The 20478-nt window shown below is 38.8% G+C and carries 18 protein-coding genes; 15 read left to right on the forward strand and 3 right to left on the reverse strand.

The annotated features are described in order from the left end of the window. The first annotated feature begins 28 nt into the window (after window positions 1-28). Window positions 29-2356: a DNA internalization-related competence protein ComEC/Rec2 gene (locus V7161_RS15225; protein WP_335713840.1), complete on the forward strand. Its 2328-nt coding sequence runs from the start codon at window positions 29-31 to the stop codon at window positions 2354-2356. A gap of 77 nt (window positions 2357-2433) precedes the next feature. Here the strand turns inward: V7161_RS15225 and V7161_RS15230 are convergent, their stop codons facing one another. Further along, on the reverse strand, window positions 2434-2568 hold the full coding sequence (locus V7161_RS15230) for a YqzM family protein (protein WP_223591290.1): 135 nt from the start codon (window positions 2566-2568) through the stop codon (window positions 2434-2436). A 301-nt stretch (window positions 2569-2869) separates the two neighbouring features. On the opposite strand from V7161_RS15230, the gene holA reads away from it, so the two are divergent. Next, a complete protein-coding gene (holA, locus tag V7161_RS15235; protein ID WP_335713841.1) occupies window positions 2870-3886 on the forward strand; it encodes a DNA polymerase III subunit delta in 1017 nt (338 codons plus the stop codon). A 39-nt stretch (window positions 3887-3925) separates the two neighbouring features. Here the strand turns inward: holA and rpsT are convergent, their stop codons facing one another. Then, window positions 3926-4186: a 30S ribosomal protein S20 gene (gene rpsT / locus V7161_RS15240; RefSeq protein ID WP_335713842.1), complete on the reverse strand. Its 261-nt coding sequence runs from the start codon at window positions 4184-4186 to the stop codon at window positions 3926-3928. Window positions 4187-4405: 219 nt separating this feature from the next. Here rpsT and gpr point away from each other — a divergent pair, with 219 nt between their 5' ends. From gpr to deoC, 13 genes are all read left to right on the forward strand, one after another. Beyond that, window positions 4406-5530 carry a GPR endopeptidase gene (gpr, locus tag V7161_RS15245; protein WP_335713843.1) on the forward strand — a complete coding sequence of 375 codons (1125 nt, stop codon included), beginning with the start codon at window positions 4406-4408 and terminating at the stop codon, window positions 5528-5530. Window positions 5531-5648: 118 nt separating this feature from the next. Beyond that, complete coding sequence (gene spoIIP / locus V7161_RS15250) at window positions 5649-6845, forward strand: stage II sporulation protein P (RefSeq protein WP_335713844.1); 1197 nt, start codon at window positions 5649-5651, stop codon at window positions 6843-6845. A 17-nt stretch (window positions 6846-6862) separates the two neighbouring features. Then, on the forward strand, window positions 6863-7189 hold the full coding sequence (locus V7161_RS15255; protein WP_335713845.1) for a DUF3679 domain-containing protein: 327 nt from the start codon (window positions 6863-6865) through the stop codon (window positions 7187-7189). A 227-nt stretch (window positions 7190-7416) separates the two neighbouring features. Continuing rightward, a complete protein-coding gene (gene lepA, locus V7161_RS15260; protein ID WP_335713846.1) occupies window positions 7417-9252 on the forward strand; it encodes a translation elongation factor 4 in 1836 nt (611 codons plus the stop codon). A 69-nt stretch (window positions 9253-9321) separates the two neighbouring features. Further along, window positions 9322-10467 carry a radical SAM family heme chaperone HemW gene (gene hemW / locus V7161_RS15265; protein ID WP_335713847.1) on the forward strand — a complete coding sequence of 382 codons (1146 nt, stop codon included), beginning with the start codon at window positions 9322-9324 and terminating at the stop codon, window positions 10465-10467. 85 nt (window positions 10468-10552) lie between these two features. Next, on the forward strand, window positions 10553-11584 hold the full coding sequence (hrcA, locus tag V7161_RS15270) for a heat-inducible transcriptional repressor HrcA (protein WP_335713872.1): 1032 nt from the start codon (window positions 10553-10555) through the stop codon (window positions 11582-11584). Between the two features lie 108 nt (window positions 11585-11692). Continuing rightward, entirely contained in the window at window positions 11693-12289 is a 597-nt protein-coding gene (gene grpE / locus V7161_RS15275) for a nucleotide exchange factor GrpE (protein WP_335713848.1), read from the forward strand. A gap of 33 nt (window positions 12290-12322) precedes the next feature. Next, window positions 12323-14149, forward strand: a complete 1827-nt coding sequence (gene dnaK / locus V7161_RS15280) for a molecular chaperone DnaK (RefSeq protein ID WP_335713849.1) — start codon at window positions 12323-12325, stop codon at window positions 14147-14149. Window positions 14150-14269: 120 nt separating this feature from the next. Next, window positions 14270-15400 carry a molecular chaperone DnaJ gene (gene dnaJ, locus V7161_RS15285; protein ID WP_335713850.1) on the forward strand — a complete coding sequence of 377 codons (1131 nt, stop codon included), beginning with the start codon at window positions 14270-14272 and terminating at the stop codon, window positions 15398-15400. 17 nt (window positions 15401-15417) lie between these two features. Then, entirely contained in the window at window positions 15418-16359 is a 942-nt protein-coding gene (gene prmA, locus V7161_RS15290; protein WP_335713851.1) for a 50S ribosomal protein L11 methyltransferase, read from the forward strand. 99 nt (window positions 16360-16458) lie between these two features. Further along, window positions 16459-17208: a 16S rRNA (uracil(1498)-N(3))-methyltransferase gene (locus V7161_RS15295; protein ID WP_335713852.1), complete on the forward strand. Its 750-nt coding sequence runs from the start codon at window positions 16459-16461 to the stop codon at window positions 17206-17208. 7 nt (window positions 17209-17215) lie between these two features. Beyond that, window positions 17216-18589: a tRNA (N(6)-L-threonylcarbamoyladenosine(37)-C(2))-methylthiotransferase MtaB gene (gene mtaB / locus V7161_RS15300; RefSeq protein WP_335713853.1), complete on the forward strand. Its 1374-nt coding sequence runs from the start codon at window positions 17216-17218 to the stop codon at window positions 18587-18589. Between the two features lie 92 nt (window positions 18590-18681). Continuing rightward, the gene (gene deoC, locus V7161_RS15305) at window positions 18682-19353 is read left to right on the forward strand and encodes a deoxyribose-phosphate aldolase (RefSeq protein ID WP_335713854.1); all 672 of its coding nucleotides are present in this window, start codon (window positions 18682-18684) and stop codon (window positions 19351-19353) included. A gap of 25 nt (window positions 19354-19378) precedes the next feature. Here deoC and V7161_RS15310 read toward each other — a convergent pair whose 3' ends face one another. Then, the gene (locus tag V7161_RS15310) at window positions 19379-20311 is read right to left on the reverse strand and encodes a Na/Pi symporter (protein ID WP_335713855.1); all 933 of its coding nucleotides are present in this window, start codon (window positions 20309-20311) and stop codon (window positions 19379-19381) included. Between the last annotated feature and the right edge of the window lie 167 nt (window positions 20312-20478).

The following is a 20478-nucleotide window of genomic DNA, read 5'->3' on the forward strand; positions in this document are numbered from 1 at the left end:
ATAAATCCCCTCAAATTGGAGAAAAATAATGTACGGAAAATATGTGTATTTTGCCATTGCTGCCTTTATAGCGGAGTTAAGCGTACTAAGTGAATTTCTTCCTTTTTTTCTTTTAACCGTAACCTATATTTATGTTTTGTATAAATACAAGAGATTTAACAATCAACAACTATTGCTTTTGATCGCTATTGTTCTTATATTTTTTTTCGCTGGACATTCTGCTGTTATTAAAAACAAAACAAAGATTCCAGAAACAGAAACAGCCTTTTTGCTTGAATATACTCAAGATCCCAAAATTGATGGCGATTTGTTGCAGGTTCAGGCTTTCGAGCAACGGTATAAAGAGAAAATATTAATCCGCTATTACATCCAATCCGAACAAGAAAAAAACCTGTTGCATAGTAAAAGTTTTTATGGGTATATATGCAAGGCTTCTGGCACTTTGGAAAAACCGAAAGTGGCCAAAAATCCTAATGGCTTTAATTACCGCAATTATTTAACCGCTAAAGAAATCTTTTGGATAGTTGAAATCCAAAGAAGTCCCCTTCAGAATTGCGCTCCAGTTCATCAGTCCGCCACAGTCATAATTAAACAGCTTCGTTTTATGGGTGAACGCTACCTTGAAAAACATTTTCCGCTTGAAATCGCATCACTGTCATCAGCGTTAATTTTTGGTGATAGAAATATGCTTGACAGTCAACTCCTTGGGGATTATCAACAAACGGGAATTGTCCATTTATTAGCTATTTCAGGGCTGCATGTCTCTTTGCTTATTGGAATGGTTTTTTATATAGGCATTCGAATAGGTTTAACCCGGCAGTTCATGTTGGATTTCTTGCTTATAGTGATTCCGATTTATGTAATCTTAACTGGAGCATCTCCGTCGGTTATAAGGGCAGCACTTATGATCTTATTCATTTTAATCACGGATAAATGGAAAGGAAGTCTCAAGCTTCTGCCGATTGATGCTATAAGTTTGGCATTTATGATTTATATTTTTTTTAGTCCGCTGGTTCTTTTTGATATCGGTTTTCAGCTTTCCTTTTCCGTAAGCTTTGTGATTATTTTGTCATCTAGTTCAATTCTTAAAGGTTATCTCACAAATGGGGCAAAGATGTTGGTTACGTCAATCATATCTCAATTGGCGGCACTTCCCTTTATACTGTATCATTACTTCGGTATGTCCATGATTGGGATTTTCGCTAATATGTTATACATACCGCTTTTCTCTTTTGTTTACCTGCCGGGTTTATATTTATTGTTTTTCATTCAACTCATTTTTCACCATACCCCGCCGTTTCTAATCTCACTATTTTTATTGATAATAAATTTTTTCAATCATCTTATTGGTATTATGGCTGGCTTTTCCATTATTTCATTTGTTCCAGGAAGGCCAAACCTATTTCTCCTTATTATTTATATTCTCATTCTTTTCAGGATTTTTTGTATTTGGGAATCCAGATCCACTTTCAAAAGAAATGCGCAGCTATTTTCTATTACGATCGTGTTATTTATTTTTCAGCCCTTGTGGAACTTTCTTAATCCTTTTGGTGAAGTAACGATGATTGATGTCGGACAAGGCGACAGCATTTTGCTTCATTTTCAACACAATAGCGGCACCTACCTTATTGATACTGGCGGGACGATGCAATTTACGGAGGAAAGCTGGAAAGAGAAGGGAAAACCGTATGAAGTGGGACGAGATGTGTTGGTTCCGTTCTTAAAGGGAAAAGGCATTACTAAGATCGATAAACTTATTCTTACCCATGGTGATATGGATCATATTGGGGGGGCATTTTCCATTTTAAAGGAGATAAAAGTAAATCAAATTCTAATGCCATCCGTTCACGATCCTTCGGATACAGAAAGTGCCATTGTTAGTTTGGCAAAACAGAAAGGGATACCTGTAATTAAAGTCTCAAAGGGAAATCATTGGACCAGTGGAGAAAATGAATTTTATATCGTTTCACCAGAAAACAATTTTGAAGGTGAACGGAATCGCGGTTCTATTTCCATAATTGCTCAAATAGGGGGTGTCAGCTGGTTTTTTGGAGGGGATTTAGACCAGGAAGGAGAGAAAGCAATTATCAAAAACTATCCTCATTTAAAAATAGATGTACTTAAGGCGGGACACCACGGAAGCAGAACATCTAGCGCTGAAGCTTTCATTCATCAAACAATGCCGAGTATTGCGTTAATTTCTGCTGGTGAGCATAATCGATTTGGACATCCCCATCAGGAAGTGCTCGATCGATTAAGGGCGGCTAATATTACGATATACCGTACTGATATCCAAGGGGCGATTACGTATCGTTTTTACCAGAGAAAAGGAACCTTTACAACCTATTTGCCATAGGATATAGCAATTAACCCAGAACTAAAAAAGACTGCATTTACTGCAGCCCTTTTTAGTTAATCATATGTAGCTATTTATTAAGATCCGATTAGTTTAATGACTGTTGCAATAATAAACATAATGGCAAAAAAGCCAAAAGAAACCCCAAAGCCAACTCCAGAATCAATTGCATCGTTACGTTTACTTATAATGTTTTTTTCAAATTCGTTCACAATTTACCCCTCCTATTTCAAGATATAGTATAAGCCATTCGCTTGAAAAAATCCAGCCTGCCTCAAATTGCTTTTAATAACTGACAAGTGTTGTCAAAATAGTTTGATTAGCCGCGGGCTACACTATGACTACAAAGAAATTCCGCAAGCATTAAGAAGTTCCTAGGGCCTTGATGCTGCGTTCATTATAGATCGGGAATTGGCACTTTTTAGAAAGCGCTAATTCCCTTTAAGTACTTGTCAAATCGTCCAAGCTTCTTTACGATAATATGTGAGTGAATTGAAGGGGAGCGCTTGGCAAATGGTATTAGATGTTTGGAAAAAAATAAAGCAAAGGGAATTTGCCCCTATTTATTTATTATATGGAACAGAGGCATTTTTAATCAATGAAACAAAACAACTCCTTTTAAACAGTGTTTTAGGGGAAGAGGAGAAGGAATTTAATTTTGCTGCTTATGATTTAGAGGAAACACCTATCGAAATAGCCTTAGAAGATGCAGAAACCTTCCCTTTTCTTGGTGATAGAAAGGTTATTTTTTTACATAATCCTGTTTTTTTAACGGCCGAAAAAACAAAAGAAAAAGTGGACCATAATTTAACACGATTTGAGGCATATCTAAAGGAGCCGGCACCATACACGATCATGGTTATTTCTGCTCCGTATGAGAAATTGGATGAACGAAAGAAAATCACAAAAGAACTGAAAAGGAACGCTGAAATAGTAGAAGCGAAGAAATTAAATGAGTTTGAACTAAAAAACTGGGTGAAAACAAGGGCGAAATCCAGTGGAATTGAATTCGAGCAAGACGCAATTGATCAATTGCTGGCACTTAGCGGAACTAATATGTTTATGCTTTCTAGTGAAATAGAAAAACTGGCTTTATATGCTGCAGAGAAAAAAACAATTGATATAACGATTGTTGAGCAATTAGTGGCAAGGTCACTTGAGCAAAACATTTTTACCTTAGTTGAAAAAGTAGTTCAGCGGAAACTTGATGAAGCATTAAGAATTTATTTTGATTTATTAAAACAAAATGAGGAACCGATTAAAATACTCGCTCTTCTGGCTGGCCAATTTAGATTGATTTATCAGGTAAAAGAGCTCTCAAGAAGAGGATACGGTCAACAGCAAATTGCGGGATATTTGAAAACTCACCCGTTCCGTGTAAAGCTTGCTCTCGGACAGGCAGCCAGCTTTACTGATGAGGACTTATCCCATTTGATGGGCCTTCTTGCCGAAGCAGACTATCAGATGAAAACGGGTGGAATGAATAAATCCTTATTAATCGAAATGCTATTGTTTCGCTTAAAGAAATAAAAAAAACGATTCCTTTAAATAAGGAACCGTTTTTTTTTATTATAGAGAGTTAGCTTTTTTCATTAGACGAGATTTTTTACGAGCAGCAGCGTTCTTATGGATAAGACCTTTTGCAGCAGCCTTGTCTAATTTACTAGCAGCAGTTACTAATGTTTCGTTTGCAGCAGCTGCATCGTTTGTTGAAATAGCAGCTTCTGCTTTCTTAACAGCAGTACGCATTGCAGATTTAGCAGTTGTATTTTGAGCATTACGAGCTTCGCTTGTTTTTACACGCTTAATAGCAGATTTAATGTTAGGCATTACTTTCACCTCCTACAAAGAATCGAGACTATATGAACTCGACTTAACATTCATTATTCATAATTCGCAACAAGAGATATTTTATCAAATGGGACCCTATATTGCAATATAGAAATTACCTTGTTAGTTAGTTTACCCTGCATGTTTTTATCGAAAAGGGGTAAAAATAGGAAATAGTTTCTATATTTAAGGAAATTTTTTTGATTGGAGTGATCTGAAATGGGTGAGTCTGTCGACTTAAGTCAGTATTCTGTTCGAACAGATTTAGCGATTGAAGCAAGGGAAATGGTGCTTGCTGGCAGAGGTGGATCTGTACAGCAGGAGGAAGATCTTTCACAAATTGAAGGCGTCATCATCAAAGAAAAAGATGTTGATGATATAAAAATCTCATTAGTAGAGGTTACAAAACAAGGTGAAGAGCAGCTTGGAAAAAAAGCTGGCAGGTATTTAACTTTGGAAGTTCAAGGGATTCGCCAGCAGAACACAGAGGTGCAGCAAAAGGTTGAGGAGATTTTTGCCAAAGAATTCTCTCATTTTATAGAAGGTTCAGGAATTAAAAAAACCGATTCCTGTCTTGTTGTTGGGCTGGGGAACTGGAATGTAACGCCAGATGCGCTGGGACCCATGGTTTGTGAAAATCTTCTGGTTACACGTCACCTTTTTCAACTCCAGCCGGAAAATGTTGAGGAAGGATATCGCTCTGTCAGTGCTCTCTCACCTGGCGTAATGGGGTTAACAGGAATTGAAACGAGCGATATTATTTTTGGGGTGGTAGAAAAAACAAAGCCTGATTTCGTGATTGCGATTGATGCCTTGGCATCTCGTTCAATCGAAAGGGTTAATTCTACCATTCAAATTTCCGATACAGGCATACATCCTGGTTCAGGGGTTGGGAACAAACGAAAGGAATTAAGTAAAGAAACATTAGGAATTCCTGTAATCGCCATTGGTGTACCCACAGTGGTGGATGCAGTTTCCATTACAAGTGACACGATTGACTTCATTCTAAAACATTTTGGTAAAGAGATGAAGGAAGGAAATCGTCCATCACGTGCACTTGCTCCGGCAGGAATGAGCTTTGGTGAACGACGCAAGTTGACAGAAGAAGATATGCCTGAAGAAAAGCATCGGAAAACCTTTCTTGGAATGATTGGGACACTCCCTGATGAGGAGAAAAGAAAGTTAATTTATGAAGTTTTATCCCCGCTTGGCCACAATTTAATGGTTACACCTAAGGAAGTCGATGTATTTATTGAAGATATGGCTAATTTAATTGCCAATGGATTGAATTCCTCGCTCCACAGTGCGGTTGATCAGGAGAATGCTGGATACTATACGAGATAGCATATATTTAAGGGGCCATTTTGGCCCCTCGATGAAATCTCTTATTTTTAAAAATGTGGTTCTACCAACTCTAGCAATGTCATAGGATTTACTAGAATCCGTTTTGCGAGGTGGAACCATGAAATCTAAATCTTCAGGAACGTTTGTAATGGTGCAAGGGACAAGTCTATTGAAAGCCGGTGCAGCACTTTTTGTGTTTTTGCTATTGATTTTCTCTATAAGTGGGTTGTTAACCTCGTTAAAACCACAATATCGATTAATGTCGACTTCCGTTAACCAAGCGACCATGAAGGTGAACGGTGAACTGTTGTATCAATTGATGGGTTGGGAAAATCATCATTTTTTAAAGGTTGATAACAATTGGACAACTGCCCCTAAATTAACCAATTTAGTATTTAAGCTGTCAAGCAATATTAATTTGAATGATCCACGAAGTTTGCTTGGCCGGGAATTGCCTGGATTTTTTCAATTTGATGGACAAATTGTTGTGGCTGGTGAGGGAACGAATTACACCAATATGCCGATAGAATCCTCGCCGCCAATCCAAATTATGAAAGCGGAACGTGAGGCAGCCTTGCAAAATGTAGAGGGTTTGGACAAGCCGGATGATGAGAATCCTCGTCCAACACCTGGGCAGACAACAGGAGATCGAAAAGTAGTATACCTTTACTTCACACATAACCGGGAATCCTATTTACCATATCTTAAAGGTGTCACCAACCCGGATTTAGCCTATCATTCGCAAATCAACGTGACAAAAATTGGCGATCATCTAAAAACAAGTTTAGAGGATAGAGGAATTGGAACCTTTTTAGATAAGACAGATGTACAGGCGAACTTAAATAAAAAAGGATTAAATTATGTGAATTCTTACCAAGAATCCCGCTCAATTGTACAAACGGCAATGGCGACAGATCGTGATTTACATTATTTTATCGATATTCATCGAGATTCTAAACGGAAACCTCAAACAACTGTTACCATTAATGGCAAGGCCTACGCAAAGCTTGCATTTATTATTGGCGGCAAAAATGCGAATCATGAAAAAAATGAAAAGTTAGCAACTGAACTCCATAACCTTTTGCAAAAAAAATATAAGGGTTTGAGCAGGGGTGTGATCGTAAAAATGGGTGGAAATGCAGTTTATAATCAAAACCTTTCAGATAATGCGATCTTAATCGAATTTGGCGGTGTAGATAATACATTCGATGAATTAAATCGTTCTGCCGATGCGCTGGCCGACGTGTTTAGTGAATATTTCTGGCAGGCCGAAAAGGTTAATCAGGATGTTGAACAATCAACGAATAAACAATAGAAGTAGGGAGCATGCTTATGAAGATGTTCATGCTAAAAAGCTTAGGGGTTGCAGCGCTTATGTTTATCTCCGTTTTAGCAGGAATGCAATTAGCTAATGATGGAATTCATAAAATGAAAGGCTATGATGATCCGAATTTTCAAAATGCTGTTTCCATCAATGAAACGGACAAAGACTTAAATGCAACCTTTCTCGGGAAGGATGTTTCCAGTCATGATATAGAAGCAAAAAAGAAGAAGCTTGAAGAAATAAGTGCTTTTAATTTTTTTTCCTCAATGGGAAAGAAATTATCGGACGGGCTCTCAGGTGCCTCTGGAAAACTGATCAAACAAATTACCGAATGAAAATTTTTGAAAGCGGCCGATTACATAGGCCGCTTTTCGATTGTCCAGCTCCAGCGCCTTGGGGCTCGAGGTCGAGAAGGTTAAAGAACAACCTTCCCGCCAGCTTGTCTAATGCTTGTCGCCCCTGAGCAAGGCGCTTCCGCTTTTCGATTTTAATTGAATCTTGATTTCCCTGCTGATATAATCAAAAATAGTGTACATGTGCGAGTATAGTAGGAGTGAACGACATGAACAAAGAAGAAAAACTCAAACGACAATCAAAGATTAGAAATTTTTCGATTATTGCCCATATTGACCATGGTAAATCAACATTGGCAGATCGGATTTTAGAGAAAACCAATGCTCTTTCATCACGTGAAATGAAAGACCAGCTGCTCGATTCAATGGATCTTGAACGAGAACGAGGCATTACGATTAAGTTAAATGCCGTCCAGCTTAAATATAAAGCAAAAGATGGAGAAGAATATATTTTCCATTTAATTGATACACCAGGGCACGTCGATTTTACGTATGAGGTATCAAGGAGCCTTGCTGCCTGCGAAGGGGCGATTTTGGTCGTAGATGCAGCACAAGGAATAGAAGCACAGACACTAGCGAACGTTTACCTTGCCCTCGATAACAACCTTGAAATTCTACCTGTTATTAATAAAATAGACTTGCCTAGTGCTGAACCTGAAAGGGTTCGAAATGAAATTGAAGAAGTAATTGGCTTAGATGCCTCCGAAGCAGTTTTAGCATCTGCTAAAGCAGGAATTGGTATTGAAGATATCCTTGAACAAGTAGTAAAGACTGTTCCGGCTCCAACTGGAGACCCTGAAGCACCATTAAAGGCTCTCATTTTCGATTCATTATATGATGCCTATCGTGGTGTTGTTGCCTATATCCGTGTCGTTGAAGGATCAGTAAAAGTCGGCGATAAGATTAAAATGATGGCCACTGGAAAAGAGTTCGAAGTAAATGAAGTTGGAGTATTTACTCCTAAAACAACGTTACTTGATGAATTAACCGTTGGTGATGTTGGCTTTTTAACAGCATCGATTAAAAATGTCGGGGATACTCGTGTTGGTGATACAATTACGAATGCCAAAAATGGAACGACAGAACCTCTTCCTGGTTACCGGAAACTAAATCCAATGGTGTATTGTGGACTTTATCCAATCGATACAGCTAGATTTAATGACCTTCGTGAAGCCCTTGAAAAGCTTCAGTTAAATGATTCCGCCCTTCAATTTGAACCGGAAACATCCCAAGCGCTTGGTTTTGGTTTCCGTTGTGGTTTCTTAGGTCTTCTTCATATGGAAATCATTCAAGAGCGGATTGAGCGTGAATTTAAAATAGACTTAATTACCACTGCACCAAGTGTTATTTATCACGTACACATGACAGATGGAACTGAATTAAAGGTAGATAACCCGTCTAATTTACCGGATCCTCAGAAAATTGATCGGGTAGAAGAGCCTTATGTAAAAGCAACCATGATGGCTCCTAATGAATATGTAGGGGCGATTATGGAGCTTTGCCAATTAAAACGCGGAATCTTTATTGATATGCAATACCAAGGGGAAAATCGCGTAAGTATTATTTATGAAATTCCATTGGCAGAAATAGTTTATGATTTCTTTGATCAATTGAAATCTGGCACAAGGGGATATGCGTCTTTTGACTATGAATTAATTGGTTACAAACCATCTAGTCTGGTTAAAATGGATATATTGTTAAACTCTGAAAAAGTTGATGCCTTAAGCTTCATTGTGCATAAGGATTTTGCTTATGAACGAGGAAAAGTAATTGTTGAAAAACTAAAGGAATTAATTCCAAGGCAGCAATTTGAAGTACCTGTTCAGGCTGCAATTGGTCAAAAAATTGTTGCTCGTTCAACGATTAAAGCAATGCGTAAAAACGTATTGGCTAAATGTTATGGGGGAGATATCTCTCGTAAACGGAAGCTGTTGGAAAAGCAAAAAGAAGGTAAGAAGCGGATGAAACAAGTTGGCTCTGTTGAAGTACCGCAGGAAGCCTTCATGGCCGTCTTAAAAATGGACGATAATAATACAAAAAAATAAACATGAAAGAGAGGTAAGGACTAGCCAAATATGGTGAACCCTGCCTCTTTTTATTAGGAAGTGAAAAACTTGATAAAAGCAGCATACCTTCATATCCCTTTCTGTGAGCATATCTGTCATTATTGTGATTTTAATAAAGTGTTTTTGAAAGGACAGCCGGTTGATGAATACCTACAGGCACTGGATCGCGAAATGGAGTTGACACTTCAAAAATTTCCAACAGATGAACTGGAAACCATTTTTGTAGGCGGTGGCACACCAACGTCCTTAAATGAGCAGCAGCTGCAGCGATTTTGTGAAAGTATAAATAAACGATTACCGAAGAGCACAGATTTGGAGTTTACTTTTGAAGCGAATCCAGGAGATTTATCAAAGGAAAAACTGCAAATATTAAAGGATGCAGGTGTAAACCGAATTAGTCTGGGTGTCCAAACATTTAATGAAGAATTGCTAAAAAAAATTGGCCGTGTGCATCGGGCGAAAGAAGTATACCAATCGGTTGAAAATGCAAAATCCGTAGGCTTTGAGAATATCAGTATTGATCTTATTTTCAGCCTGCCAACTCAAACAATTGCAGACTTAAAGGAATCTTTAACAGAGGCCTTCACGCTCGATATAACTCATTATTCCGCCTATTCGCTAATTATTGAACCAAAAACAGTTTTTTATAATTTATTGAAAAAAGGTAGTCTGCCGACTCCAGGTGAAGATGCAGAAGCAGCAATGTATGAATTATTAATGGAAGAAATGGAAAAAAACGGATTTTCTCAGTATGAAATTAGTAATTTTTCAAAGCCTGGCTATGAAAGCAGGCATAATCTTACCTATTGGAATAATGAACACTATTATGGTTTTGGAGCTGGAGCACATAGTTATTTAAATGGAATAAGGCGTTCAAACGTGGGTCCCTTGAAAAGATATATGGATCTCATAACAAAAGGTGAAATGCCTATTTTGGAGGAAAATCAAGTAAGCATTTCGGAACAAATGGAAGAGGAGATGTTCCTGGGGCTGCGTAAGACAGCCGGAGTTTCGATCTCTCATTTCACCGGAAAATTTGACCGAAATCCTCTAGAAATATTTAAACATCAGCTTGAGGAGCTTGCTGCGAAACATTGGATTGAAGTCTCTGATGATCATATATATTTAACTAAAAAGGGGCGTCTTTTAGGAAATGAAGTTTTTCAAACCTTTTTAGGAGTATGTGATGTGTAATGATTGACACCATCCCCCCTTTTTTGATAATTTATTAATATAATTAGCACTCGGTAACATGGAGTGCTAACAGAGGTGATGAATGTTGTTAACAGATCGTCAATTGTTAATTCTTCAGGTTATTGTTGATGACTTTATTCGATCTGCACAACCTGTCGGCTCAAGAAGTCTGTCGAAAAAAGAGGAAATCTCCTTTAGTTCAGCGACGATTCGCAATGAAATGGCTGACCTTGAAGAAATGGGGTTTATTGAAAAGACGCATACCTCATCAGGTCGTGTGCCTTCTGAAAAAGGTTATCGTTATTATGTAGATCATTTGCTTTCGCCTCAGGTTTTAAATCAGCAGGATATTTCAATCATTCAATCGATTTTTGCTGAGAAAATTTTTGAGTTTGAAAAAATCATTCAAAGATCTGCTAAAATTCTATCGGATTTAACTAATTATACATCAATCGTTCTAGGGCCGGCTGTGAGTATTAATAAGTTAAAAAGGATACAAATCATTCCGTTAAACAAAGAAACAGCGGTCGCTATATTTGTTACGGATACAGGGCATGTTGAGAACCGCTCCTTTTCATTACCACCGTCTATAGATATTAGTGATTTGGAAAAAACGGTGAATATATTGAATGATCGTTTAGCAGGAGTTTCACTCGAAGATCTGAACGATAAGATTTATAAAGAGGTAGCTGTTCTTTTAAGGCAGCATATCCATAATTATGATTTAATGCTTCACACCATTGGTGAATCCTTTAAAATGCCAATTAATGAAAAGTTATTCTTTGGCGGAAAAACCAATATGTTAAGTCAGCCAGAATTCCATGATATTACAAAAATTCGGAGTCTTTTAACGATGATTGATCAGGAAGAGTGGATTTATAATTTAATAAGGAAAAACTCCTCTGGAATCAATGTGAAAATAGGCAAAGAAAATAATGTAAGTGCCATGGATAATTGCAGCTTAATTACGGCTTCTTATTCTGTTGGAGCAGAAAATTTAGGAACAATCGCGATTCTTGGACCTACCAGAATGGAATATTCCCGAGTCATCAGTCTGCTACAATTATTAAGTCATGATTTAACTGAAGTCTTAACTAAGCTGTATCAAAATAATTAGCACTGGTAATATTGAGTAAGGGTGAAATGCCTGTTTATTTCACCCCCTTTACCATGGAAATGTATTTTAATTTAGCTTGCGAGTAATTCTTTAAGGGAGGTGAGTAAGTTGACAAATGAAAAGAACAATACCATCAATGAAGAAGTAGAATCATTAAATGAAAAAGTTGAACTTACTGAAGAAGAAGTGGCTGAGCCAGTTTTTGCTGAAGAAGAAAATGTTGAACAAGAAGCGGTGAACCCTCTTGAAGAACAACTAAAAGAAATTCAAATGCTTCAGGAAAAGTTAGATGCAGCAGATAATCGTTATCTTCGTCTTCAAGCAGATTTTGATAATTTCCGTCGCCGTACTAGACTCGATCTAGAAGCGAGTGAAAAATATAGAGCACAAAAATTAATTACGGATTTGCTACCTGCTTTAGATAATTTTGAAAGAGCATTGAAAGTGGAAGCTGACAATGAGCAAACAAAATCTCTTTTGCAAGGAATGGACATGGTATTCCGCAGTTTGGTAGATGCCTTAAAAAAAGAAGGTGTTGAACCAATTGAAGCGGTTGGCAAGGAATTTGATCCACATCAGCACCAGGCAGTCATGCAGGGGGAAGATGAAAATTATGGTTCCAATATTGTCATTGAGGAGTTTCAAAAGGGTTATCTATTAAAAGATAGAGTCATCCGGCCATCTATGGTTAAAGTCAATCAATAAAAGTTTACATATTTTATCTAGGAGGAAAAGGTAATGAGTAAAATTATCGGTATTGACCTTGGTACAACAAACTCATGTGTTTCTGTACTTGAAGGCGGAGAACCAAAAGTTATCCCTAATCCAGAAGGAAACCGCACAACACCTTCTGTTGTTTCCTTTAAAAATGGCGAACGTCAGGTAGGGGAAGTGGCAAAACGCCAAGCTATTACAAATCCAAATACGATTATTTCTATTAAACGCCATATGGGCACTGATTACAAAGTGGAGGTTGAAGGGAAAAACTATACTCCTCAAGAACTTTCTGCCGCAATCCTTCAATATTTAAAGTCTTATGCAGAAGACTATCTTGGCGAACCCGTTACAAAAGCGGTTATTACTGTTCCTGCTTATTTCAATGATGCTGAGCGTCAAGCTACAAAGGATGCAGGCAGGATTGCCGGTCTTGAAGTTGAACGGATTATCAACGAGCCAACAGCTGCTGCACTTGCATACGGTTTAGATAAAACGGACCAAGACCAAACGATTCTAGTTTATGACCTTGGCGGCGGTACATTTGACGTTTCCATTCTTGAACTTGGTGACGGCGTTTTCGAAGTAAAAGCAACTGCTGGGGATAATCGTCTTGGTGGAGATGATTTTGACCAAGTTATTATTGATTACTTAGTAGAGCAATTCAAGAAAGAAAATGGTATTGACCTTTCTCAAGATAAAATGGCATTGCAGCGCTTAAAGGATGCAGCTGAAAAAGCGAAAAAAGACCTTTCAGGTGTAACTTCAACGCAAATTTCATTGCCATTTATCACGGCTGGACCTGCAGGCCCGCTTCACCTTGAAGTCAGCATGTCCCGTGCTAAATTTGAAGAACTATCAGCAGATCTTGTGGAGCGCACTATGGGCCCTACACGTCAAGCTTTAAGTGATGCAGGTTTAACTCCTTCACAGATTGATAAAGTAATCCTTGTAGGTGGTTCAACACGTATTCCTGCTGTTCAAGAGGCAATTAAAAAAGCTACAGGTCAAGAACCGCACCGAGGTGTAAACCCTGACGAAGTGGTTGCAATGGGTGCTGCCATTCAAGGCGGCGTTATCACTGGTGATGTGAAGGATGTTGTTTTACTAGACGTAACTCCATTATCACTTGGTATTGAAACTATGGGTGGCGTCTTTACAAAACTAATTGACCGTAATACAACTATACCTACATCAAAGTCGCAAGTATTCTCTACCGCTGCAGACAATCAAACTGCTGTTGATATCCATGTTCTTCAAGGGGAACGTCCAATGGCTGCAAATAATAAAACATTAGGACGCTTCCAGTTGTCAGATATTCCACCAGCACCACGTGGAATTCCGCAAATCGAAGTTACTTTTGATATTGATAAAAACGGTATTGTAAACGTTCGTGCGAAAGACCTTGGCACAAATAAAGAACAACAAATTACAATTAAATCATCAACTGGTCTATCTGATGAAGAAATTCAAAAGATGGTCAGAGAAGCAGAAGAAAATGCAGAAGCTGACAAACAACGTAAAGAAGAAGTAGAGCTTCGCAATGAAGCTGACCAACTTGTCTTCACAACTGAAAAGACATTAAAAGATCTTGAAGGCAAGGTGGACGCTGCTGAAGTTGCGAAAGCTAATGATGCAAAGGATGCTTTAAAACAAGCCATTGAGAAGAATGATCTTAATGAAATCCGTACTAAAAAGGATGCTCTTCAAGAAATCGTTCAAGCTTTGACAGTTAAGCTATATGAGCAGGCAGCACAAGCGCAGCAAGGCGGTCAAGAGAGCGGCAGCACAGCTGGCAAGAGCGATAACGTTGTTGATGCAGAATTTGAAGAAGTTAAAGATGATAAGTAATAGGCTGTGAAAATAAAGATAAAAGCCAAAGTCAGTTTAGCTGCTTTGGCTTTTTTATTGCAATAGCACTAATAACGATGTTAGAATAATCTTTATGTGAAAGATTCGGGAGTGGTAATCATGAGTAAACGGGATTACTATGAGGTGCTAGGTGTAGCTAAGGGCGCTTCAAAGGATGAAATAAAAAAGGCATATCGTAAACTATCAAAAAAGTATCATCCAGATATTAATAAAGAGCCAGATGCAGCTGATAAATTTAAAGAAATTGCTGAAGCATATGAAGTCTTAAGTGACGATCAGAAAAAGGCTCATTATGACCAATTTGGCCATACCGATCCAAATCAAGGTTTTGGCGGCGGCAGTGATTTCGGCGGCGGCTTTGGCGGTTTTGAAGACATCTTTAACACCTTCTTTGGCGGTGGCGGCGGCTCAAGAAGACGTGATCCGAATGCTCCAAGACAAGGAGCAGACCTGCAATATACAATGACGATTTCCTTCGAAGAAGCAGCGTTTGGAAAAGAGACCGATATTGAAATTCCTCGTGAAGAAACATGTGGTACCTGCAGCGGTTCTGGGGCTAAACCTGGGACTAAAGCCGAAACATGTAAGCATTGCCAGGGGTCAGGGCAATTAAATGTTGAACAGAATACTCCATTTGGCAGAATTGTGAACCGTCGCACATGCCATCACTGTAATGGATCTGGTAAAGAAATTAAACATAAATGTTCAACCTGCGGCGGAACAGGAAAAGTGAAGAAACGCAAGAAAATCCATGTGAAAATCCCAGCGGGAATTGACGATGGCCAGCAATTAAGAATGTCTGGGCAAGGAGAAGCGGGCATCAATGGAGGACCAGCCGGAGACCTTTATGTTGTCTTCCAAGTCCGTCAGCATGAGTTTTTTGAAAGGGATGGCGATGATATTTACTGCGAGATGCCGATCACATTTGTGCAAGCTACTCTAGGTGATGAAATTGAAGTCCCAACCCTGCATGGTAAAGTGAAGCTGAAGGTACCAGCTGGAACACAAACGGGAACGAGATTCCGCCTGAAAGGTAAAGGGGTTCCGAATGTCCGTGGATACGGTGTTGGTGATCAGCATATTCAGGTACGCATCATTACCCCAACCAAGCTCAATGATAAACAAAAACAGGTCTTGCGTGAGTTTGCTGAAGCCAGTGGTTCGGCGCCAATAGGTGAACATGAAGAAAGTTTTTTCTCAAAAGTAAAACGTGCCTTTAAAGGCGAGTAAGGATTGGAGTTGGTAGAATGAAGTGGTCAGAAATTAGTATCCACACAACAAATGAAGCGATCGAACCTATTTCACATATATTGCATGAAGCTGGGGCGAGCGGTGTAGTGATTGAAGATCCATTCGAATTGACAAAGGAAAGGGTAGATCAATTCGGTGAAATCTACCAACTCAATCCTGATGACTATCCGGAAGAAGGCGTAATCGTAAAAGCATATCTTCCAGTTAACAGCTTTCTAGGTGAAACAGTCGAGGCCATTAAAGAATCGATTAATAATTTAATTATTTATGATATCGATTTAGGTTTAAATCAAGTCACCATCAGTGAAGTAAATGAAGAGGAATGGGCAACAGCCTGGAAAAAATATTATAATCCAGTTAAAATTTCTGAGAAATTTACAATTGTCCCTACATGGGAGATTTATGAACCTGTCAGCAGCGACGAATTAATCATTGAATTGGATCCAGGCATGGCTTTTGGGACTGGAACCCACCCGACAACGGTTATGTGTATACAAGCACTTGAACGGACAGTCCTTCCAGGAGACCGGGTTATTGATGTTGGAACGGGCTCAGGTGTTTTAAGCATTGCTGCGGCGCAGCTTGGTGCTGAGGATGTTCGGGCGTATGATCTTGATGAAGTGGCTGTGACACAGGCCAAATTAAATATTAAATTAAATAAAGTCAGTGATACGGTTACCATTTCGCAAAACAATCTGCTGGATGGTGTTGAGGAAAATTCAGCGGATGTCATTGTTGCGAATATTTTAGCTGAAGTGATTTTGCGCTTTACAGACGATGTTGCGCGGGTGGTTAAGCCTGGCGGGTCATTTATTGCATCGGGAATCATTCAGCAGAAGAAAGAGTTAGTTAAAGAAGCAATTGTAAGTGCAGGCTTTGAAATCACTGAAACCATTTTGATGGAAGATTGGGTTGCCATTATTGCAAAAAGGAAATAACTATTTGAGAAAAGGGGGATTAACCCCTTTTTCTGCTTTCAAAATGAACTTACATTTAGTAAAATAAGGCGTAAAATGTTTTTAGAGAGGGTGCATCGTGTGCAACGCTACTTTGTTAAAGACCGAGCAAATGAAGACCGTTTTGTTATTGATGCTGATGACCGCCATCATATAATTAAGGTTATGCGCATGGATATTGGTGAACAAATCATTTGTGTCGACCCGGATGGAAAATCCGCTGTCTGCAAAATTGCAGAAATTACCGATGAAAGAGTCGTTGCAGACGTTGTACAATGGAAAATGGAGATTTCAGAGCTTCCGATTTCAATTACAATTGCCAGCGGGCTCCCTAAAGGGGACAAGCTTGAGTGGATTATTCAAAAAGGAACAGAATTAGGCGCACATCAGTTCCTCCCATACTCTGCCGCTCGGTCAATTGTGAAATGGGATGAGAAAAAAGCAGCTAAGAAAATAGAGCGATGGCAAAAGATTGCTAAAGAAGCTGCAGAACAATCGCATCGCAATCTTGTACCCCAAGTTTTGAATCCGATGAATTTCAAAGCTTTGCTTGAAAAAAGTAAGGAATTTAATTATAAATTAGCGGCATTTGAAGATGAAAGCAGAAGTGGTGAAACGTCTACTTTTTCTGCAACACTTCAGAAAATGCAAAGCGGGGAATCCCTCCTGATCGTGTTTGGTCCTGAAGGAGGATTATCAGAAGAAGAGGTCAAAGCCTTTAAAGACAACGGTTTTAACTTGTGTGGATTAGGGCCGCGAATATTGAGAACGGAAACCGCGCCGTTATATGCGCTCGCGGCGATTTCCTACCATTTTGAATTAATGAGGTGAACAATCAATGCCAACAGTTGCATTTCATACACTTGGATGTAAAGTAAATCACTATGAAACTGAAGCAATCTGGCAATTATTTAAGCAAGAAGGTTATGACCGAGTTGAGTTTGAATCCATCTCGGACGTATACATTATCAATACATGTACAGTAACCAACACTGGAGATAAAAAAAGCCGTCAGGTAATTAGACGAGCTGTGCGAAAAAATCCTGATGCCGTAATTTGTGTAACAGGCTGTTATGCACAAACGTCTCCAGCGGAAATAATGGCCATCCCTGGTGTGGATATTGTTGTAGGTACACAAGATCGTATAAAAATGCTTGATTATATTGAGCAGTACAAGGTTGAACGCCAGCCGATTAATGGTGTCGGTAATATTATGAAAAATCGTGTTTATGAAGAACTTGATGTTCCTTCGTTTACAGATAGAACACGTGCATCTTTAAAGATTCAAGAAGGCTGCAATAATTTCTGTACCTTCTGTATTATTCCATGGGCCCGCGGCTTAATGAGATCCCGCGACCCAAAAGAAGTCATTCGCCAAGCACAACAGCTAGTGGATGCCGGTTACAAAGAAATCGTTTTAACTGGAATTCATACAGGTGGTTATGGTGAAGACATGAAGGATTATAATCTCGCAGCTTTACTCCGTGATTTAGAAGCAGAAGTAAAAGGTATAGAGCGACTGCGCATTTCATCAATTGAGGCAAGCCAGATTACCGATGAAGTCATTGAGGTAATCAAACATTCGAATATTATTGTCCGCCATTTGCATATTCCGTTGCAATCAGGTTCAAATACGGTTTTAAAAAGAATGCGCCGTAAATATACAATGGAGTTCTTTGGTGAAAGATTAGACCGGTTAAAAGAGGTACTCCCTGGTCTTGCTGTTACATCTGATGTTATAGTCGGCTTCCCTGGTGAAACTGAGGAAGAGTTCATGGAGACTTATAATTTTATTAACGAACATAAATTTTCTGAACTACACGTATTCCCATACTCAAAACGCACGGGTACTCCGGCTGCCCGGATGGACGACCAAGTGGATGAAGAGGTAAAAAATGAGCGGGTACATCGCTTAATTTCCCTTTCTGATCAATTGGCTAAAGAATACGCCTCCACGTTTGAAGGCGAAGTATTAGAAGTGATTCCGGAAGAGGCATTTAACGAAGAAGGCAAATCAGGATTATTTGTAGGCTATACAGATAATTATCTAAAGATCGTTTTCCCTGCAACAGAAGATATGATCGGAAAAATCGTTAAAGTAAAAATTACTAAAGCAGGCTACCCTTACAATGAAGGGCAGTTTGTCCGTGTGGTTGAGGACACAAAATTAGTAAAAGAAGAAATATTTACAAGTAAAGAAGCAGCAATCTAAGGACCAATATAGGTCCTTTTTTCTTTTGGTTCAGGGCATACTATTTTAAGCAGCATATTTCTTTCTTATCTAAATTGGAGGGAGCTTGTAAAATGGCTAATAATGTTGCTGCAATGATTGACCATACTTTACTAAAGCCTGAGGCGACTAGAGATCAAATCGAAACGCTTTGCAAAGAGGCTAGAGAAAACGATTTCTTTTCTGTTTGTGTAAACCCAACATGGGTCAGTACAGCAAAGGAATTATTACAAGGAAGTGCTGTGAAGGTATGTACTGTTATTGGCTTTCCTCTTGGGGCTTCCACTCCCGAAACAAAAGCGTTTGAAACTAAAAATGCGATTGATCATGGCGCGGATGAAGTGGATATGGTCATTAATATTGGTGCTTTAAAGGATAAGAATGATGAATTTGTAGAAAGCGACATTCGTGCCGTCGTAGATGCAGCGAAAGGCAAAGCACTTACGAAGGTAATTATTGAAACAAGTCTTTTATCGAAAGATGAAAAAATTCGTGCCTGCGAATTATCAGTAAAAGCAGGTGCTGATTATGTGAAAACATCCACTGGATTTTCAACTGGAGGAGCAACTTTTGAGGATATTGCCTTAATGAGAAAGACAGTTGGGCCAGATATTGGTGTGAAAGCTTCTGGCGGTGTTCGTAGTACTGAGGATGCTCAGATGATGATTGAAGCTGGTGCCACAAGGATTGGGGCCAGTTCAAGTGTAGCGATTATTAATGGACTAAAAGTGACTGCAGATTATTAAAGAAGGACGGCCGAATATGGCCGTCTTATTTATTTGGTTTCCTATCGTGTAAAAATAATATCATTTCACCAAATTTAGTTGCAAAAGGAAGGATGAGCATGGAGGATACTACATTAAAAATCACACTAATATGTGCTAATTGCACATCTTTTCGATTAGCTAGTAATAGGGCATGATCCGTTAAAGTCGGAATCAACGGAATAAATAACAAGACACCAATTACATTTAGCCAAACATGAGCGAAAGCTGCCAATCTGGATTCCTTTCCTCCCCCGATAGAGGCGATAACGGCCGTAATACAAGTCCCAATATTTGCTCCAAGTACAATGGCAATTCCCGCGTCCAGCTGAAGCGATCCTGCCGTTAAAAAACCCATGGCGATTCCGGTCATTGCCGTACTAGACTGAATAATGGCCGTAATAATAGTCCCTGTTAATAAGCTTAAGAAAATATTGTCGTTAATGGACAAAATAAATTTATTAATAATGTCCATCGAAGTTAAAGGATGAGCCAATAATTCGAAGCCCTTCATTGCTGTAAAAACAGAGGCGATTCCAAATATCAACATTCCAATACTCCGCGCCTTCTTGTTTTTAAACAAAATCAAGACGGCGCCGCAAATAGCCAAAGGAACAAGGATGGCATCCAAATTAAAGGTAATTAACTCTGTTTTAAAGGTAGTCCCAATATTGGTACCAAGAATGATACCAATTGACTGTGGGAATGTCATAATCTTTGCTGAAATTAATCCAATGGTGATCACCATTACAGCTGAGCTGCTTTGCAACAGGGCCGTTACAAAGGTTCCCGTCAGCATTCCCTTTAATGGAGAACTGGTTAGTTTAATCAGCCATGTTTTCAATTTATTTGCAGATAAATTAAATAAGCCAAATCTTATAATGGTCATTCCAAAAATAAATAATAAAATACAAAGGACAAATAATAATATGTATAGCATGTCTAAGGCCCCCCTCCCTTCATTGTATGGCCGCTGATGAAGGGACATGCCACCTTGCTGCAAAAATAAAGATAGGCTATGATAATTTTGTTTTAAACATGCATAAAAAATAAAAAGCATTTTTTACACTGCGAATTTCAGTTGACCTTGTATCAAGGTTATATTAT

It is taken from the genome of Neobacillus drentensis, assembly GCF_036965425.1.
Classification (GTDB): Bacteria; Bacillota; Bacilli; order Bacillales; family Cytobacillaceae; genus Neobacillus; species Neobacillus drentensis_F.

Excerpts from the sequence above, each read along its gene's own strand:
- V7161_RS15255 (WP_335713845.1), top strand. The coding sequence starts at position 6,863 with ATGAAGATGTTCATGCTAAAAAGCTTAGGGGTTGCAGCGCTTATGTTT.
- lepA (WP_335713846.1), top strand. The coding sequence starts at position 7,417 with ATGAACAAAGAAGAAAAACTCAAACGACAATCAAAGATTAGAAATTTT.
- dnaJ (WP_335713850.1), top strand. The coding sequence starts at position 14,270 with ATGAGTAAACGGGATTACTATGAGGTGCTAGGTGTAGCTAAGGGCGCT.
- spoIIP (WP_335713844.1), top strand. The coding sequence starts at position 5,649 with ATGAAATCTAAATCTTCAGGAACGTTTGTAATGGTGCAAGGGACAAGT.
- dnaK (WP_335713849.1), top strand. The coding sequence starts at position 12,323 with ATGAGTAAAATTATCGGTATTGACCTTGGTACAACAAACTCATGTGTT.
- holA (WP_335713841.1), top strand. The coding sequence starts at position 2,870 with ATGGTATTAGATGTTTGGAAAAAAATAAAGCAAAGGGAATTTGCCCCT.
- V7161_RS15310 (WP_335713855.1), bottom strand. The coding sequence starts at position 20,311 with ATGCTATACATATTATTATTTGTCCTTTGTATTTTATTATTTATTTTT.
- deoC (WP_335713854.1), top strand. The coding sequence starts at position 18,682 with ATGGCTAATAATGTTGCTGCAATGATTGACCATACTTTACTAAAGCCT.
- prmA (WP_335713851.1), top strand. The coding sequence starts at position 15,418 with ATGAAGTGGTCAGAAATTAGTATCCACACAACAAATGAAGCGATCGAA.
- mtaB (WP_335713853.1), top strand. The coding sequence starts at position 17,216 with ATGCCAACAGTTGCATTTCATACACTTGGATGTAAAGTAAATCACTAT.
- V7161_RS15225 (WP_335713840.1), top strand. The coding sequence starts at position 29 with ATGTACGGAAAATATGTGTATTTTGCCATTGCTGCCTTTATAGCGGAG.
- rpsT (WP_335713842.1), bottom strand. The coding sequence starts at position 4,186 with ATGCCTAACATTAAATCTGCTATTAAGCGTGTAAAAACAAGCGAAGCT.
- gpr (WP_335713843.1), top strand. The coding sequence starts at position 4,406 with ATGGGTGAGTCTGTCGACTTAAGTCAGTATTCTGTTCGAACAGATTTA.